The organism is Dictyoglomus turgidum DSM 6724, assembly GCF_000021645.1.
Lineage (GTDB): Bacteria > Dictyoglomota > Dictyoglomia > Dictyoglomales > Dictyoglomaceae > Dictyoglomus > Dictyoglomus turgidum.
In genome coordinates this window covers 150,491-167,261 of sequence record NC_011661.1, presented here as the reverse complement: position 1 = coordinate 167,261, position 16,771 = coordinate 150,491, and the positions used below count along the sequence as shown (strand labels likewise).

Below are 16,771 nucleotides of genomic sequence, written 5' to 3'. Positions count from 1 at the left end.
AGGTAGGCAATGAATAGGTTATTCTCCTTAAAAAAGGATTATGGAATATTGAGAAGTTATGATTTTAAGAGGAACGCGATAAGATTTTTATATATTTTGGTGTATTTAGTAAGTTTAATAGCAGTCTTTATAGCAGTATTTCCTATCCTATGGACCATACTTTCAGGTTTTAAGGACTTAAGAGAATTTGTTAATGAGCCTAAAATTTTCCCAAGGACCTATGATATAAATAAATTTATTGAGACTTGGAAGATCTTAAATTTTGGAAGATTTTATTTAAATTCTTTTATAGTTGTGGTTGGAAGCATATTTTTTGCTGTTATTGGCAATGGCTTATTGGGTTATGCTCTCTCTAAGATAAAACCTAAAGGGTATAAACTTATTTATTACCTTCTGCTTTGGAGTTTAATGATTCCTACCACTACAAGTATTGTTCCTCTTTTTATAAACATAGTGAGATTGGGATTGCAAGGAAGTTTTATACCCCTTTGGCTTTCTGCAGGAGCTAATGCCTTCTTTGTAATACTTTATAAAAACTTTTTTGATTCTATACCTCAATCCATAATAGAGGCTGCGAGAATAGATGGTGCTGGAGAGTGGTCCATATTTTTTAAGGTTGTTTTTCCTTTGAGTTATCCCATAAATACGGTTATTACAATCTTCACCATAAATGGTGCTTGGTCAGATTTTCTTTTACCTTATCTTCTTCTTAATAACACAGGAAAAGAAACAGTAATGGTAAGATTATTTCAATTTAGGACCAGTGTTGCTACTGATGTGGATATTATAAGAGCAGTTACTTTTTCAATAATCCCTCCCATATTGCTTTTTGCCTTTTTCCAAAAATATATGATGGAGGGAATGACCCGAGGAGGAATAAAAGGATAAATAGGAGGTGTTCTCTATGAAGCCTTTAAGAATCTTCTTTCTTTTGTTATTGTTTTTGTTTATGGCTTTAAGCATAAAAGTGAATTTTGCCCAAAACATAACAAATCCTAAATTGGTAATCTATGAGGCGCCTAAAACTATGAAACCTGCGAATGATATTAAAGTTAAAGTAGGAGGACATGATGTCTTTGTGTATGATATTCCTGTAAATCCTAACAGAAGATGGATGGGAAGTGAAGAGATTAAGCTTTCTTCAACTCCTATGTGTTATTTTGATTATGAAGGGGGAAAATTAAAAATTGAAATATCCACTGCTAAAGATATAAAAAGTTGTAATGTCTTACCATCTTCATATAATATTAAGCCTACTATTCAGGGAAAAGTTATAAGTTTCTATATAGAAGAACCCGGATTTTACACTGTAATATTTAATAACTCTCCAGATAGAGCTCTGCATATATTTGCAAATCCCCTTGAGGAAAATGTACCTGATAGGAGTGATCCTAATGTTGTTTATATAGGACCTGGAGAGTGGACTATAGAGGATATCCCTCTTCAAAGTGGGCAAACTCTATATATTGCTGGCGGAGCAGTACTTCATACTACTATTCATGGAATATTTTTAAATAATGTGACTATAAGAGGAAGAGGGATTATTGATGGAAGTATATGGAAGAATTGGCTTACTCCAGGAGAAACGGCGAGGGTTCCTATTAACTTGAGGAATAGTAAAGGAATCACTATAGAGGGAATTATTATTACAAATCCAAATGCCTGGGCATTGAATTTGTTTGAATGTGAAAATACTATAGTCAAAAATGTAAAAATAATTACTGCAAGGCAAAATGGCGATGGTATAACTATTCAATCTTCCAAAAATATTAATGTTTCTGATTCTTTTGTAAGAAGTTGGGATGATAGTCTTGTGGTTAAAAATTATTCTGTGGATTCAAAATTTATAAATTTTAATAACATCCAAATATGGACCGATCTTGCCCAGTCTATGGAAATAGGCTATGAGACTAACAAAGGGAAAAAAGAGAATGCTGTGATTTCTGATATTAGCTTTAGGAATATAACAGTTTTATATAACTTTCACAAACCTGTAATAAGTATTCACAATAGTGATGACGCTCTGGTAAAGAATATCTATTATGAGAATATAGTAGTAGAAAATGCTCTTATGGGACAAGGAGATGCGGGAGAAAATAATCAATTGATTGATTTTGCAGTACTTGCGAGCCAATGGTCTTCCACAAAAGAAAGAGGAAATATAAGGGATGTATATGTGGAAAATGTAAGGGTTCTTAGGGGTAATTTTCCTCCTTCAAGGATTATTGGATATGATGAGAAGCATACTGTAGAAAATGTGTCAATTAAAAATCTGGAAATTTTAGGTAAGAAAATTAAAACCCTTGAAGAAGGAAAGTTTAAAATAAATCTTTTTGTAAAAAATGTGAAAATAAGTTTTGTGGGAGAAAGTGAGACTACGGGTAGAAAATATGATCCAAAAGTGTTAAGTTCTCTTTCCAATATAAAGCCTGAATTTGTGAAAGTGATTAAAACCCCAGAACAAACAGAAGCTCAAGTTCCAGAAAACTTTAAGAGGTTTCAGCCTATAGTTCCTGAGAAACCTTCTGGGGTTAATGTGGCTCTTAAGAAGCCTATTACTGCTAATGGATTTCAAGATGTTTATAGGGAAAGGTATGCTAATGATGGAAAGATTAAAAGCTATTGGGAGGGAAAAGCTAATTCCTATCCTAACATAATAACTATTGATCTTGAAAAGATATATAAAATACATACTATACGGATTGCTTTAAATCCAGATAGGATATGGAGTAAAAGAATTCAAAGTTTTGAGATTAAATACAGCTTAGATGGAAATGAATATCTTACTCTTGTTCCTAAATCAGACTATATCTTTGATCCTCTTACAAGTAATATTGTAGATATCAAGTTGAAAGAGCCTACGGAAGTAAGATTTGTGCAGATCATTTTTTATGCGAATACGGGGGCTACAGGAGGACAAATAGGGGAGTTAGAAATTTATTCTGATGAGGTGAATGAATAAAATTTAAGTAAGGAGAGTAAGAAATATGATGGAGAGAACAAAGCCGTGGTCAAAGATAGTTTCATGGGAAAAGAAGGGAAAAAGTTTGTTATTAATAGGTAGTGAAGATCTAAAGATAGAGGTTATTAATGAAAAGATCATAAGATTTCACTTTTCCAAAAATAAAGCTTGGAGGCATAACTACTCCTTTGCCATAGAGAAAGATCTTCCTAAAATTGATTTTACAGTAGAGGAAAAAGAAGAAAATATAATACTAAGCACAGAAATTCTTAAGGTAGTTATAAATAAAAATATTCCCAATATAAAGATCTATACAAAAGAGGATGAGCTTATTCATTCAGATTATAAAAACTATGGATATGCAAAGTATAAAGATAAAGTATTTTCCTTTAAGAACTTTGAAAAAGAAGAGGCTTTTTTAGGACTTGGAGAAAAGATGGGAGGACTTAATAAAAAAGGGAAAAAATACATCAATTGGAATACTGATGATCCTCATCATTATCCTCATACTGATCCTCTTTATCAATCTCATCCCTTCTTTCTTGCCTGGAATAGTGAGTTTTCTTATGGCATTTTCTTTGATAATACTTTTAGGACTTACTTTAATTTAGGGGAAGAAAGCTCAAAATATTACTATTTTTATGCCGACAATGGAGAACTTGATTACTATTTTATTTATGGTCCTACTCCTAAGGAGGTAATTGAGAATTATACTCTCCTTACGGGAAGATATTACATGCCTCCTCTTTTTGCTCTTGGATATCAGCAGTCAAAATGGGGATATAAGAATAAGGAAATGCTTATGGATATTGCAAGAAAATTTAGAGAGAAAGATATTCCTTGTGATGTGCTTTATATGGATATTGATCACATGGATGGATTTAGGGTTTTTACCTTTGATGAGGAGAGATTTCCAAATATAAAGAATATGATAGAAGATTTGAATAATATGGGCTTTAAAATAGTACCTATTGTGGATCCAGGAGTTAAAAAAGATATTAATTATGAGATTTATAGAGAAGGGGTAGAAAAAGACTTTTTTTGCAGGAGGTCCACTGGAGAAATATATGTAGGATATGTTTGGCCTGGGGAATGTGCTTTTCCTGATTTTACAAAAAAGGAAGTTAGAGATTGGTGGGGGGAAAAGCAAAAGAGACTTACTGAGGCTGGGGTTTCTGGGATATGGAATGATATGAATGAGCCTTCTTCTTTCTCTCATCCTATGGATATTTTCTCAAGGTCTTGGGAGAGGCACAATACTTTTTGGGGAATTTTCTCTGATCATAATGATGAGATTTTTTATGACAAGACCTTTCCTAAGGATGTGGTGCATGGAGAAAAGGGAGAATTTACTCATGATGAAATCCACAATGTTTATGGACTTTTAATGGCAAAAGCAAGTTATGAAGGATGGAGAAGGGGAAATCCTAATGTAAGACCATTAATAATTACAAGGGCAGGTTTTTCAGGTGTGCAGAAATATTCGGCAGTATGGACAGGAGACAATAAAAGTTGGTGGGAGCATCTTTATATAAGTATCCCTATGCTTCAAAATCTGGGAATATCTGGTGTACCTTTTATTGGGGCAGATGTAGGAGGATTTGGTCTTGATTCTTCTCCAGAGCTTTTTGTAAGGTGGATAGAACTTGGTATTTTTTATCCCTTTTTTAGAAATCACTCCGAATTAAATACAAGATCACAAGAACCATGGGCGTTTTCAAAAGAAGTTGAGGAGATCTCAAAAGAGTATATTAAGCTGAGATATAGGCTTATCCCATATTTTTATTCTCTGTTTTGGGAGGCAAAGGAAAAAGGAATTCCCCTTATAAGGTCTTTAATTCTTGAATTTCCTAACGATAAAGAGGCTATTCATAACTATGACGAATTCTTATTGGGACCTTTTATTCTTGTGGCGCCCATTTATCAGGAAGGAGTAAGAGCAAGGGTGGTTTATCTTCCAGAGGGGTTGTGGTATGACTTCTGGGAGGGGAAAATATATAAAGGACCTGACTATATTTCAATAAAAGCTCCCCTTGATAAAATACCAATCTTTATTAGAGAAGGAAGTATAATTCCTCTTTGGGAACCTCAAAACTATATCGGTGAGAAGAAACAAGAAACTTTAGAAATTCTTATTTATCCTGGCAAGGGTGAATTCACATACTATGAGGATGATGGCATATCATGGGATTATGAAAAAGGAATCTATAACTTGATAAAATTTAAGATAGATGAAAGAAGTTTTGAGATAAAATATATTCACAAAGAATATAACTCAGATAGGAAATGGTTTAAAGTAAGATACCTTGATAAAGAATTCGTAATAGAGGATAAAGATCATATAAAGATAAAGCTTTAAGGTAATTACTCAAGGGGGAAGGAATAGGGTGCCTTCTCCCTGAGTTATTAATTATAGTAGTTATTTATCCTCTTCTCCCCCCTTGACAAATAAATAAACTTATCATATATATAAAAATGGAATATAGGAGGGATGAAAGTGAAAAAGTGCAGGACAAGAATTACAGGACTTTCACCCACGTTCTGGTTAAGGGCATGGATAGTAATCTCTCTTTCTGAGAGAGAGCTTCATGGATATGAACTTATTTCTTCTTTAAGTGAGATTTTTCCAAATCTTCTTTCTCCAGGGATAGGTGGTATGGGAAGAGGATATAGAATTTTGAAGGATCTTGAAGAGGAAGGAATTATTGTGAGTAGATGGGATTTGGAAGGTACGGGTCCTGCCAAGAAAGTGTATAGACTTACTTCGGAAGGTGAGAGATTAAGGGAGGACATTATAAAGCATATTGAAGAGATGCAGGATTATATTAATAAGTTTCTTGAATTAAGTTCAAAGAAATTCTAAAACTCTTCAAGAATTGCAATATAAGGTAGATTTCTATATTTTTCTTTGTAATCAAGGCCATATCCTATGACGTAATAATTTGGTATTTCAAATCCCTTATAATCTACATCTATATCTATTATTCTTCTTCCGGGGCAGTCAAGCAGAGTACAGACTTTTATGGAGGATGGATTTTTGGCTTGAAGGTTTCTTATTAAATAAGATAGAGTTAACCCTGTGTCCACAATATCCTCAATTATTAAAACATCTTTATTATATATATTCACATCAAGATCTTTTATTATCCTGACAATGCCTTGACTCTCCCTTGAAGATCCATAACTTAAGATAGAGATAAAGTCTAATACAAAAGGTACACTTAGATTTCTTGTAAGATCCACTGTAAAATATACTGCTCCTTTTAGAACACAAGCAAGGACTAAATCTTTGTATATATAATCTTTGCTTATTTCTTCTCCTAATTCTTTTATCCTCTTTTCTATTTCTTCTTTTGTAAATAAGATTTTACCAATCTTTTCCATAGCTTTATCTTATTCCCATAACACCAAATTTAGCAAGTAGTTTTTCATATTCTTTTCCATAGAAAAGTTTTATTTTAATATTAGGATATAGCTCTTTTAGTTTTTTAATTTTTTTAAGTTTTTCACTCATAACCCTTGGCTTTTGTAAAGTTAGCTCAATATAAAGATCAAAATCAGGAAGGTAAAAATCGGGAGTAAAAGATTCAACAATATTTCCTTCACTATCCCATTCTAAGGGAAAGGTTCTTGGTTCATATTCCCATCTTATTTGATAGAAAGATAAAATTTTTGCAAATTCTTCTTCGCTTTTGTTGGCAAAATTAGGTTTTGTGGGAAGAGGTATTTGTTCGAGTTGAATTTTTGAAATTTCTTTTTTCTCAATGATCTTTAAGATCATGTCTTCGATTTCTTCAGGGGTAAAAACTGAGCGGTCAATAACTAAATTGTACAGATATGGATTTTTCCAATCTGTACCGAACATTATACTGTAAAAAGCTTCTCTCTCAAAATCTTTTTCTTTTATTATCTCCAGGGCTTTTTCTTCAGGAAGGAGATATTTTTGAGTTAAGTACTTTATTCTAAAATTTAATGGTGCAAAAATATTTAAATGAAAAGCATAATCTTCATCTCTAAATATAAATTGTCCTCCCCTTCCTAATAGGAATAAAATAGAATCTTTTTCTTCAATTATTAGTTTTACTCCTTCTTTTATGTATTTTTTGTAGTCTTCTATGAATTCTTTATCTTTTTTTCCATATATTAATTCTTTTTCTTTTTTAATGAATTCTTCTACATTTATATTTATCTCTTTTAGATAATTCAAAATCTTCTGCTTATCAATAATTTCTCCATTTACTTTACTTGATATCCTTTCTATTATATGGTCAATGTCAATTCCAAAATCTCTTGAGACAGTAATAAGCTTTATCTTACTCATTTTTACATTACTTCATAAAATAGATTGTATACATCCTCTTCTTTTACGGGTCTTATATTGTTTTCCACATTGAATTTAGCTTCCAAAGTTCTTTTTACTAAAAGATCAAGATCTATTTTTTCTCTGACTACCTGAGAAATTTTAGTGGGAAGATTTAATTTTTTAAGTAACTCTTCTACTTTTTCTGGAGGATCTCCTCCTAAGGTGTTTTTTAAGAATTTATATTTTTCATCGGAGATAAAAGGAGCATTGAATCTTAAATAGGCTGGAAGTAAGATTCCATTTGCTATACCATGGGGAATCTTATAGATTCCTCCTAAGGGCCTGGACATAGCATGTACTAAAGTGGTTTTTGTATTGTTTATAGCCACACCTGCCCAAAAAGCTGCGTAAGCCATTCTTTCTTTTGCACTTTCTAATTGGTTTAACACTGCCTCTGGTAAGAAGTTATATATATCTACTATGGCAGACTTTGAAAAATATTCTACTATTGGGGTTGAGTTTCTTGATAAATAGGATTCTATGGCATGTGAAAAAGCATCTATTCCTGTTGATGCTGCTACAAGGGGAGGCATGGTAAAGGTTAATTCTGGGTCAATTATGGTAAGGGTTGGTATTAAAGCGCTTCCCATAATTATGAATTTATCCTTTACTACATCATCGGTTATTACCGCAAATTTTGTGGCTTCACTGCCAGTACCCGAAGTAGTTGGGATAGCAATTATAGGGAGGGCATCTTCTACTTCTTTACCTTTAGCATCTATAGGATTTAACTTAGTCTTTAGACGAAAAGCAATAATTTTTGCCATATCCATTACACTTCCTCCCCCAATGCCCACAATTCCATCAAAATTATTTCCTGTAATTTTGTCACAAATCTGATAAACTACATCTACATTGGGCTCAGAAGGTATGCCAGTTATTACTATTACTTCAAGATCATATTTTTTAACCTCTTCCACAATTTTATCTAAGTGTCCACTTTTTTTAAGTGAAGACTTGCCGGTGAGAAATAAAAATTTGTTTCCAATTTTTTTGAGTTCACTTCCTATAACTGATATGCTCCCCCTGCCATATATAACCTTTTTGGGAATTTCTAAGATATTTGCCATTATAGGCTATTTCCTCCTTTTAATTTCATACAAACAATATTATAATATACTTTAACAAATTCTTAAAGGAGTGCGAAAAATGAAGAGCTTAAGTAAAGTGGTAGAAATACTTGGAATTATAAGCCTTCTTATGAGTTTTGGGCTATTCTTATATGCATTAATTTTCTTTATAAACTATAGATGGTAAAAATGGAAGAGGAAGATATTTTATTAAATCCACCCGACGAGAAAACGGTAATAAATAGAGCTATCTCTGTGGCTGTGTTCTTTTTGAGGGCACAAGCAGAGGCTATTTATTCCTCCTCAAAAGATGAAGAGATCCTGAAAATTGAGAAAAACTTTTTTGATGAAGTTGAAGATTGGATGGAAGATGAAAATATAATAAACATTTTAAGCACAAGAGAAAAATTACTCCTTGGTAAAGAGATTGGGAAATGGGAAGAGATGGAGATTTTTCTTTCTTTAAGCTATTTGGAAGATTTGGGTATACTTCTATGGGCTCTTTCTTTTATTGATAAAATACCTCCTTACGAGGAAGGTTTTAAATTAAATGATGTTATTGATTTAATTCCTGTTTTGAAGAGTAGAGAAGAATTTGAGAATAGGGCAAAATTAAGAAATTATAAGGAACTTATGAAAGAAAGAGAGATTGCAGAACTTTGGTATTTTAGATGGAAATTGGGAAGAATGATGAAGGAAAATTATAAATTAGAAGAAGGGAAGTCCTATGATGAAGCTATTAAAATTTTGACTGAGAAGGCTCTAAGCTTAGGGGCAATAAAAGAAATTTTAGAAAATGATTTTCCTATAAAAGGAAGACCTTTTTCTCACTTGGAAAAAGAAGACTACATTTATATTTCAAATATAATCATAGAGAGATATTTAACCCTTAATTGGCTTTGTGGTTATTATAAAAGTTGGGACGAAAGAAAGGAGTTTTAATACATCACCTCCAATTTTACTGGTGAGAATAATCCATAAGGATAAAATACATATTGGGAAGTATACTCTTCTTTTTCAACTCTAAAGCTCTGAGCACTTACAAAGGGAATTTTTTGAGCTCTATGGTGTAATGGGCCAAGCATGTTTCTTAAACTACCGTAAAGAATTAATTCTATTTTGTTTTCGCCATTGTTTAAAAAATCAGTTATTTCGAGTTTATAAGATTTCCAGGGTATAAGACCACATTCTTTATTATTTATTACTACTTTTATTAATGTGGCTGAAAAATCGTCTATGGATAAGAATATTTCTTCTTTTTCTTGCTTTTCTACATTTATATTTTGTCTATAGAGCATTCTTCCAGCATAATGTGGATATCCTTGGAGTGTCCAATCTCCTAAGGATAAGCTTTTATCCTCCTCAATAATTTCTCTCTTAGGATTTACAGCAAAATCACCTAATAAGTAAAAGTCTTCAAGCTCGGTGCTGTTTTTGTATGTGAGAATAATGTGTATAACATTTTCTCCTTCTTTTATATTTTTAAGTGGTATTTTTCGGAAATTTTCATCTAAATACCACCCTCTATCAATTTTATCTATTTCAATTTCATTTACAAAGATTTTTTCTATCTCATCAAAGTTTTCGGTAAGAAGAAGTATTTCTTTTTTAGGAACTTTCTTAACTTGGAATTTTAATTTTAACTCTATCTTTGTGTTGTCCTTTGAATGAGGAGTATTTACCCATTTCCATCTTTGGATTCCATGATTGTGATCAATATTTATCATGCCCAAGTACTTTCTTATCTCTCTTTGGGCTATCCATATAGGAACTTCTCTTGACCAATTTTCTTCTATCTTATATTGACAAGTATCCAAGGTAAGAACATTGGGATCTAACCTCTCTATTTCAAATACAGGTTCCATATAAAGGACTTTTTGAATTCTTTTAGGTTTTTCAAATTTTCCTATTTCTCCCGGATACATTACATAAAGCTTGGAATCTGCAGGTGCAAATTTTACTCTTAGGTGTTGGTATCCTTCAGTAGGCATAGAGAATACATTTTTTATTTCTCCTGTGAAAAGATCCCATTCTTCAATTCTTCCCTCCCCGTGAAGATAAAGATCTATTTCATATCCTCTCTCTCTATCATTGTTTACAATGAAAAATATCTTTTTGCCATTGAAAACTCTCTCCATATACAAAAACTGCTCTGCTTCCTGACCTACCACATCTCTTATAGAAATCCTTCTTAGTAGAATATTTTCTATATTTTCTGTGAGGGCTTTTCTTCCTTTTAAGATTACAGTATTTTTGTGGTTTAGTAATCTTTCCAAATCTTTACTTTCTTCTCCTTCTATATATTCAGGCAGTGGCTCTAACAAAATTACCTTCCCGCCACTTTCTAAAAATTCTAAAAGAAGAAAAAGGGTTGATTTTCTTAAGGTTAGCATTTGAGGCAAAATAACCAATTTGTATCTTGCTTCTCCAATTACAAATTCCTTTTTTTCTTTATCCACTTTCCCATATTTTTCTATAATCGTTTCATCTCCTAAATCAAAATCATAATGTATTCCTAAAAGAGCTGAGATAATATTTTGGAACTCCTCTCCTCTTTCTTGAGGAATGCTTTTATCTCTTCCATTAAATTCACACCAACTACTTTCAATAGGATGAATAAGAAGTATTTCTCTTATAGGTTTTCCTAAGGTTAGTATATAAGAGAGTCTTGCAAAATAGTCCTCTATAAGATTCTGGTATTCCCAAGATGGATTGTGGTTAAAGGATGGAGGGTAATCTCTTTTTCTGCAACCTCTTAATGAATATAAAAATAGATGTTGGCATCTTAAATTTACTCCAAGGGCATATTGCCAATCTCCTACATGTTTTTGCCCTTCAAAGGTAAATTCCCAACCTGTACACCCGTAGGTTTCCGATATTACTCTGTTTTTCCCTAATTGATTTGCTACACTTGATGCCTGTTTTACTGTTAAGAATTCATACTTTACCTCGGTTAATATATCAATTCCTGGAATATCTAAATATTCATAGTGAGGCATTATGGAGCCTGAGCAGAGTATAGCATGGGGAAAGATGTTTTCTTCTAAGAGGTGTCCTGTAAAAAGGATATTATGCTCTTTACACCAATTGGAAATTTGCTTCGTATAGCTTTCTACAAAAAGCTCTGATATGGTTCTCCAAAAGTCATATCTTGCTTTTATTGATTTTTCCCCGTTAAGAAATACATAAGGTGCTATTTCAAAAAAGTCATAGCCTCTTCTTTCCTTAAAAAATTGTGGAAATATGTCAGTATATGGTAAAACGTATTCAACATCAAATTCACCGCCCCAGAGATAAGGATAAATGTTGGGTTCATCAGTAAATATGCCTTTTACAGTTCTTCCAAATTCTTCCTTTAATCTCTTATAATATACCTCATGGGTGGATTTTATGAAAGCATTTACACTTTTAGGGTTTAAATTGTCTGGTGGGGAATCTCCATTATACCACTCAGTTTTAGGAGCAATAAGTCTATATAAGGCAATTAAGACTTCTTTTTCTAAAAGTTCTACTTTATTTTCTATTCTTTGGAGATATTTTATTTTTTCTCCATCTATTTGGGATTTATATATGGCGAGTTCATCTCCTTTTAACTCATGTGGACCTTTCAAAATCTTCATTGCTAAAACTTTTGCTCTTCCTTCGTCTCCTATTATTTTTGCTACCTTTCCTCCTGCAAAACCTGAGGGCCAACGATCTTCATCATATAGCCAGGGATCAATATCTATTTCCTTTGATGCTTTTACCACATCCTCTACACATTTTAACCATTCCTCCCCCATATATTCGGTTTCAAGTCCCACTCTTGAATGCATGAAGAATCCACCAATTCCCTTTTCTTTAAAATCTTTTGCTTGAGAGATAAGCTTAGAGGAGATTAATTTATCATTCCAAGACCAGAATGGTATAGCACGATACTCTTTTCCAGGATTTTTGAAACATTTTTTTACCTCTTCCATATTATCCCCCTTTTATAGTTTTAATTATACTTTCTGCAATCTTTTGGGAAGCTCCTTTTTCTCCCATTCTTCTTTTTCCATTTTCATGCACCTCTTTAAGAATTTTCTCATTTTTATATATTTTTTTAAAGACATTGGGAAGGGTTTTAGGATTTTCTGCAATAAAAAGGGAAGGTCCTAAAAGTCTTTTTTGGGCATAAGCAAATTTTTTAGTATACTGAGGACCTTTTCCAGGTATGACAATGACGGGTTTTCCTAACCCTACAAATTGTTCTGTAGCAGTTCCTGCCATACAAATTCCTATTTGGGCTTGATGTATGCAGTCGTTAAATAAATTTGTAAGGAGAAGAAAATGATTTTTATAGTTATATAGCATATAATCTTCGGAGGAATCTATATGAGTGAAATTTTTCTCATCAAGGATTTTGCTAACCTCTGACATATTTATGCTTTTTGCTAAAGCGGTAAGAAAGAGAAATCTTTCTTTAATATCTGAGTGAACAAGAGAAAAAATTCCATTAAGGATTATATTAAAGTTATTGTAGGCTTCTGGAATTCTTGAACCTGGAAGAAGAAGGACTTTAAGGTAATTCTCAAATTTATCAAGATTTAATCTACCTGTAGGCTCTAACCCATCCATCATGGGATTTCCTAAATATTCAGCGTTTATGTGGGATAACTTTAGTATATCGTAGGACAATTTATCACGAGGAAATACTTTTAAAAGTCTATTATTTTTCATGAAATAATACTCCAAGAGGTAGGCTTTTTTTGCTATCTTTATTGCTTCTTTTTTCTCTATGTTTTCGTAGTTATTATTTATTACATAGTAGACAGATTTTTGAATACTTATAAAAAAGAAAGGTTTTTTAGAAAAAACTGCCAAAGCGAGAGGGACAATATCTCCAACCGCTATAATTATTCCATCCTCTTTTAACCATTCTTTCAAGCTTTTTAATTGCTTATAATGAAGTTTTATTAATCCCTCTCTTACATCTTTAACGAGGGTTCTTATGCTACTTAAAAAACCTCCCGATGGGGTGAATTTATGGGGACCTATTATGGGGATTTGGCTGTTTATGTATAAATTCCCCTCCCCAACTATAGGGAGCCCTTCTATGCTTATAGAAGGTTCCATATTTAGAATTTCTTTAGCTACATTAACTGCTACATAGTCTTCTCCATATCCATTACTTATAAATAATATCCTTTTCATATTTCCCCAATCTAAAGCATAAGTTTTTAAAATTCTAACATTTTATTGAATATTCTTGTCAAATGAAGCTATTTTGCATTAAGAAAACGTTTACAGAAATTTTTGTCTTTGATAAAATAATGTTAAAAGCTTAATAAGAGGTGATGAATAAAAGATGATTACCATAAAGGATGTGGCGAGAGAAGCAGGAGTAAGTATAGCTACTGTTTCAAGGGTTCTAAATAATTCTCCCAAGGTGAGAGAAGAGACTAAAAAGAGGGTACTTGAAGCTATAAATAGACTTGGATATTCTCCCAGTGTTGTGGCAAGAAGTCTTGCTACTAAGACTTTAAAGACCAATGTAATTTCTATATTTGTTCCCTTTTTTACTCGGGACTTTTTTGTTGAAGTGTTAAGAGGAATAAATAATGTAATATCTAAAAGTGATTATTCCATTCATCTTTATAATGTGGAGAAATTAGAGGATAAAGAAAAAATCTTCACAAGAGAAGTTTTTAATAGATGTGATGGAATGATTTTAGTTTCCTTTGATATTAAAAAGAAAGAGGCAGATTTTTTAAAAGAAATGGGAAAACCTGTAGTATTGATAGATAGTTTTCATCCTGATTTTCCCAGTGTATATGTAGACAACAAAAAGGGTGCTTATATGGCGGTAAAATATCTTATAACTACTGGTAGAAAGAATATAGCTTTTGTAAGCGGAGCCATTCATGATCCTCTTGGTTTTATGGCAAGCTATAAAAGATATGAAGGATTATTACAAGCTTTAAAAGAGGCAAATTTGAATTTTAATCCTCGTCTTCACATACAGACAGGTTTTTCTTGGGAAAAAGGTTATAGGGCAGGAAAGACCCTTCTTAGTAGAGGTATTCCTTTTGATGCAGTATTTTGCACTTCAGATATTCAAGCTATGGGGGTTATGAGTGCAATAGTTGAAAGCGGTTTAAGGATACCTGAGGATGTTGCTATTATAGGTTTTGATGATATATCTGATGCTAGGTATTTGGGGCTTTCCACGGTAAGACAGCCCATGACCGAAATGGGAGAGGTGGGTGCTAAAATTCTACTTGATCTTCTCTTAGGCATAGACTCCTCCTTTACTCATATAGAACTCCCTTTAGAATTAGTCATAAGGTTAACCTCTTGACAAATTATTTTTAACTGAAATATAATTCCAATGTAAAAGCGCTTACACAAAGGGAGGTGAAATAGGAAAGGATAGGATTTTTGTTTTATAGTTTTTGGGTTTCTTTTATTCTAAATTTTTAGGGGGAGGAGATTTTAGATGAAAAAGATTTCAATTTTATTGTTATTTATCCTTTTGCTTTCTCTATTAGGTTCTTCTGTAACATTTTCACAGGTTCTTCCCAAATTACCAAGACACGAAACCTTAATTGTAGACGCTTTACATGGAAGACTTGCAAATCCTAAGGATTTTAATTTTTGGAAGCCTGGAGTTTCTGTGGGGAATGGAACTCAGCAGATGCTTCTTGATGGATTGTGGTATTTGGATCCACAAACGGGAAAGACAATAAATGCTCTTGCCTCATCAGCTCCAATTTATGAAAACAACTTCAAAAAGATGACAGTGAAACTTAGATCAGGTATATACTGGAGTGATGGTAAACCTTTTACTGCTGATGATGTAGTGTTTACAGTAACATATTTGATGGCACATCCCGGAATGTCCTATAGTGATGCCTTTAATAGATATGTCTCGAAAGTATATAAGAAAGATAATTATACAGTGGTTTTTGAATTAAAAGAATCGGTACCTGCATTCCATTATTTGTTTACATCTATTGTTTATGCTACTTGTTATATTATGCCTAAGCATGTATTTGAAAAGGTTCAAGATCCTTTGAAGTTTGAGTTTAATCCTCCAGTTTCTCTTGGACCCTATTTATTAAAACAATATGATCCTCAAGGATATTGGTGGCTTTTTGAAAGGAGAGCTGATTGGAAGAGGACCAGTGTAGGTCAGCTTTATGGAATGCCAAAACCAAGATATGTGTTGTTCATCTATTATGGACCCGACGAGAAGAAAGTTATGTCCCAGGCACAGCATCAGTTAGACTTGATTTTTGATCTAACTCCTGAAGCCTGGGAGATTTTGAGAAAGAGTAACCCCTATTCAAGGGTTTGGTATAAGGACTTCCCATGGGCATGGATGGATGATGTTAGAGCAAGAATTATGGCTATGAACTTAGAAAAGGCACCATATAATAATAAAGATGTAAGATGGGCATTAACTCTCGCTACCGATATAGTGGATGTAGTAACTTCTGGATTTGACGGTATTGCAAGGGTTAATCCTTTGTGGATCTGTGCCACAGAGTCTTTGTTGAAAGAGTATTACTTGCCTTTAGAAGATTGGTTGAAGAATTTTGCTCTTGAGGATGGATTTAAACCATGGGATCCTACAGTTCCAGATAGAATTGTAGATTATGCTAAAAAGAGAGGATATACTTTTTCGGGTAATCCGAGGGAGATATTTGGAATTGGTTGGTGGAAGTATGCTCCTGATGAAGCTGAGAAGCTCCTTACTAAGAATGGATTTAAGAAAGTTGGAGGTAAGTGGTATCTACCTGATGGGACACCTTGGAAGATTACTATAACTGCACCAGCTAATTTTGAGATTCATGCTACAAGGCTTGCTTTTGCTGTAGCAGATCAATGGAGAAAGTTTGGAATAGATGTGAATGTAGAAACAGTAGAAGCTGGTCCTTTCTGGAATAAATGGAATCTTGGAGATTTTGAAGTTGGATCTTATTGGGAAGTACCAGCGACTGATTTCTATAACTTTGTACAAGGTTATCACTCCAGATTCCTTAAACCAACAGGACAGGTTGCTACCGCAGGGAATCAAATTAGATGGAAGAATCCAAAACTTGATGCGTTATTGGATCAGTTAGTTAACCTACAACCAGAGTCTCCTAAGGCAAAATCTATAGTTATGGATATATTGAAGCTTTATGTTGAAGAAATGCCTGCACCTGTGTTCATAATTAACCTTAAGTTTAATGCTCAAGATCATTATTATTGGACCAACTTCCCAACTTCGGATAATTCCTATATGGCACCTGTTTGGTGGTGGGGACAATTTAAGTTCATATTACCATTCCTACAGCCAACGGGAAGAAGATAATTTCTGAAAGTTTTTAGGGGGCATCCATTATGGATGCCCCCTTAGTTTTGAAA

General features: G+C 33.0%; 12 protein-coding genes. 7 read left to right on the top strand and 5 right to left on the bottom strand.

The window, feature by feature from the left end; genetic code table 11:
- Window positions 1–9 precede the first annotated feature (9 nt).
- From DTUR_RS00860 to DTUR_RS00845, 4 genes are all read left to right on the top strand, one after another.
- On the top strand, window positions 10–888 hold the full coding sequence (locus DTUR_RS00860; RefSeq protein ID WP_012582589.1) for a carbohydrate ABC transporter permease: 879 nt from the start codon (window positions 10–12) through the stop codon (window positions 886–888).
- A gap of 16 nt (window positions 889–904) precedes the next feature.
- Window positions 905–2,962, top strand: coding sequence for a discoidin domain-containing protein (locus tag DTUR_RS00855; protein ID WP_012582588.1), 2,058 nt, complete (start codon window positions 905–907; stop codon window positions 2,960–2,962).
- A 25-nt stretch (window positions 2,963–2,987) separates the two neighbouring features.
- Window positions 2,988–5,321: a glycoside hydrolase family 31 protein gene (locus DTUR_RS00850; protein ID WP_012582587.1), complete on the top strand. Its 2,334-nt coding sequence runs from the start codon at window positions 2,988–2,990 to the stop codon at window positions 5,319–5,321.
- Window positions 5,322–5,459: 138 nt separating this feature from the next.
- Window positions 5,460–5,825, top strand: coding sequence for a PadR family transcriptional regulator (locus tag DTUR_RS00845; RefSeq protein WP_012582586.1), 366 nt, complete (start codon window positions 5,460–5,462; stop codon window positions 5,823–5,825).
- On the opposite strand, the gene hpt is transcribed toward DTUR_RS00845, so the two are convergent.
- The 3 genes from hpt to DTUR_RS00830 are packed head-to-tail and all read right to left on the bottom strand — an operon-like array spanning window position 5,822 to window position 8,395.
- Window positions 5,822–6,346 carry a hypoxanthine phosphoribosyltransferase gene (hpt, locus tag DTUR_RS00840; RefSeq protein ID WP_012582585.1) on the bottom strand — a complete coding sequence of 175 codons (525 nt, stop codon included), beginning with the start codon at window positions 6,344–6,346 and terminating at the stop codon, window positions 5,822–5,824. The genes DTUR_RS00845 and hpt overlap by 4 nt on opposite strands.
- A 4-nt stretch (window positions 6,347–6,350) precedes the next feature.
- Entirely contained in the window at window positions 6,351–7,283 is a 933-nt protein-coding gene (locus DTUR_RS00835; RefSeq protein ID WP_012582584.1) for a cytidylate kinase family protein, read from the bottom strand.
- Window positions 7,284–7,285: 2 nt separating this feature from the next.
- Window positions 7,286–8,395 (bottom strand): iron-containing alcohol dehydrogenase, encoded by a 1,110-nt coding sequence (locus DTUR_RS00830; protein WP_012582583.1) that lies wholly within the window; start codon window positions 8,393–8,395, stop codon window positions 7,286–7,288.
- Window positions 8,396–8,584: 189 nt separating this feature from the next.
- Between DTUR_RS00830 and DTUR_RS00825 the strand changes: the two genes are divergently transcribed.
- Window positions 8,585–9,337: a DUF4272 domain-containing protein gene (locus tag DTUR_RS00825; RefSeq protein ID WP_164930938.1), complete on the top strand. Its 753-nt coding sequence runs from the start codon at window positions 8,585–8,587 to the stop codon at window positions 9,335–9,337.
- On the opposite strand, the gene DTUR_RS00820 is transcribed toward DTUR_RS00825, so the two are convergent.
- Both DTUR_RS00820 and DTUR_RS00815 read right to left on the bottom strand, forming a co-directional pair.
- Window positions 9,334–12,354 (bottom strand): glycosyl hydrolase, encoded by a 3,021-nt coding sequence (locus DTUR_RS00820; RefSeq protein WP_012582581.1) that lies wholly within the window; start codon window positions 12,352–12,354, stop codon window positions 9,334–9,336. The two genes, DTUR_RS00825 and DTUR_RS00820, sit on opposite strands and share 4 nt — an antisense overlap.
- 1 nt (window position 12,355) lies before the next feature.
- Entirely contained in the window at window positions 12,356–13,570 is a 1,215-nt protein-coding gene (locus DTUR_RS00815) for a lipid-A-disaccharide synthase-related protein (protein WP_012582580.1), read from the bottom strand.
- Window positions 13,571–13,724: 154 nt separating this feature from the next.
- Here DTUR_RS00815 and DTUR_RS00810 point away from each other — a divergent pair, with 154 nt between their 5' ends.
- Window positions 13,725–14,717, top strand: coding sequence for a LacI family DNA-binding transcriptional regulator (locus tag DTUR_RS00810; RefSeq protein ID WP_012582579.1), 993 nt, complete (start codon window positions 13,725–13,727; stop codon window positions 14,715–14,717).
- A 138-nt stretch (window positions 14,718–14,855) separates the two neighbouring features.
- Window positions 14,856–16,718 carry an ABC transporter substrate-binding protein gene (locus tag DTUR_RS00805; RefSeq protein WP_012582578.1) on the top strand — a complete coding sequence of 621 codons (1,863 nt, stop codon included), beginning with the start codon at window positions 14,856–14,858 and terminating at the stop codon, window positions 16,716–16,718.
- Window positions 16,719–16,771: the final 53 nt, after the last annotated feature.

Excerpts from the sequence above, each read along its gene's own strand:
- DTUR_RS00860 (WP_012582589.1), top strand. The coding sequence starts at position 10 with ATGAATAGGTTATTCTCCTTAAAAAAGGATTATGGAATATTGAGAAGT.
- DTUR_RS00855 (WP_012582588.1), top strand. The coding sequence starts at position 905 with ATGAAGCCTTTAAGAATCTTCTTTCTTTTGTTATTGTTTTTGTTTATG.
- DTUR_RS00850 (WP_012582587.1), top strand. The coding sequence starts at position 2,988 with ATGATGGAGAGAACAAAGCCGTGGTCAAAGATAGTTTCATGGGAAAAG.
- hpt (WP_012582585.1), bottom strand. The coding sequence starts at position 6,346 with ATGGAAAAGATTGGTAAAATCTTATTTACAAAAGAAGAAATAGAAAAG.
- DTUR_RS00835 (WP_012582584.1), bottom strand. The coding sequence starts at position 7,283 with ATGAGTAAGATAAAGCTTATTACTGTCTCAAGAGATTTTGGAATTGAC.
- DTUR_RS00830 (WP_012582583.1), bottom strand. The coding sequence starts at position 8,395 with ATGGCAAATATCTTAGAAATTCCCAAAAAGGTTATATATGGCAGGGGG.
- DTUR_RS00825 (WP_164930938.1), top strand. The coding sequence starts at position 8,585 with ATGGAAGAGGAAGATATTTTATTAAATCCACCCGACGAGAAAACGGTA.
- DTUR_RS00820 (WP_012582581.1), bottom strand. The coding sequence starts at position 12,354 with ATGGAAGAGGTAAAAAAATGTTTCAAAAATCCTGGAAAAGAGTATCGT.
- DTUR_RS00815 (WP_012582580.1), bottom strand. The coding sequence starts at position 13,570 with ATGAAAAGGATATTATTTATAAGTAATGGATATGGAGAAGACTATGTA.
- DTUR_RS00810 (WP_012582579.1), top strand. The coding sequence starts at position 13,725 with ATGATTACCATAAAGGATGTGGCGAGAGAAGCAGGAGTAAGTATAGCT.
- DTUR_RS00805 (WP_012582578.1), top strand. The coding sequence starts at position 14,856 with ATGAAAAAGATTTCAATTTTATTGTTATTTATCCTTTTGCTTTCTCTA.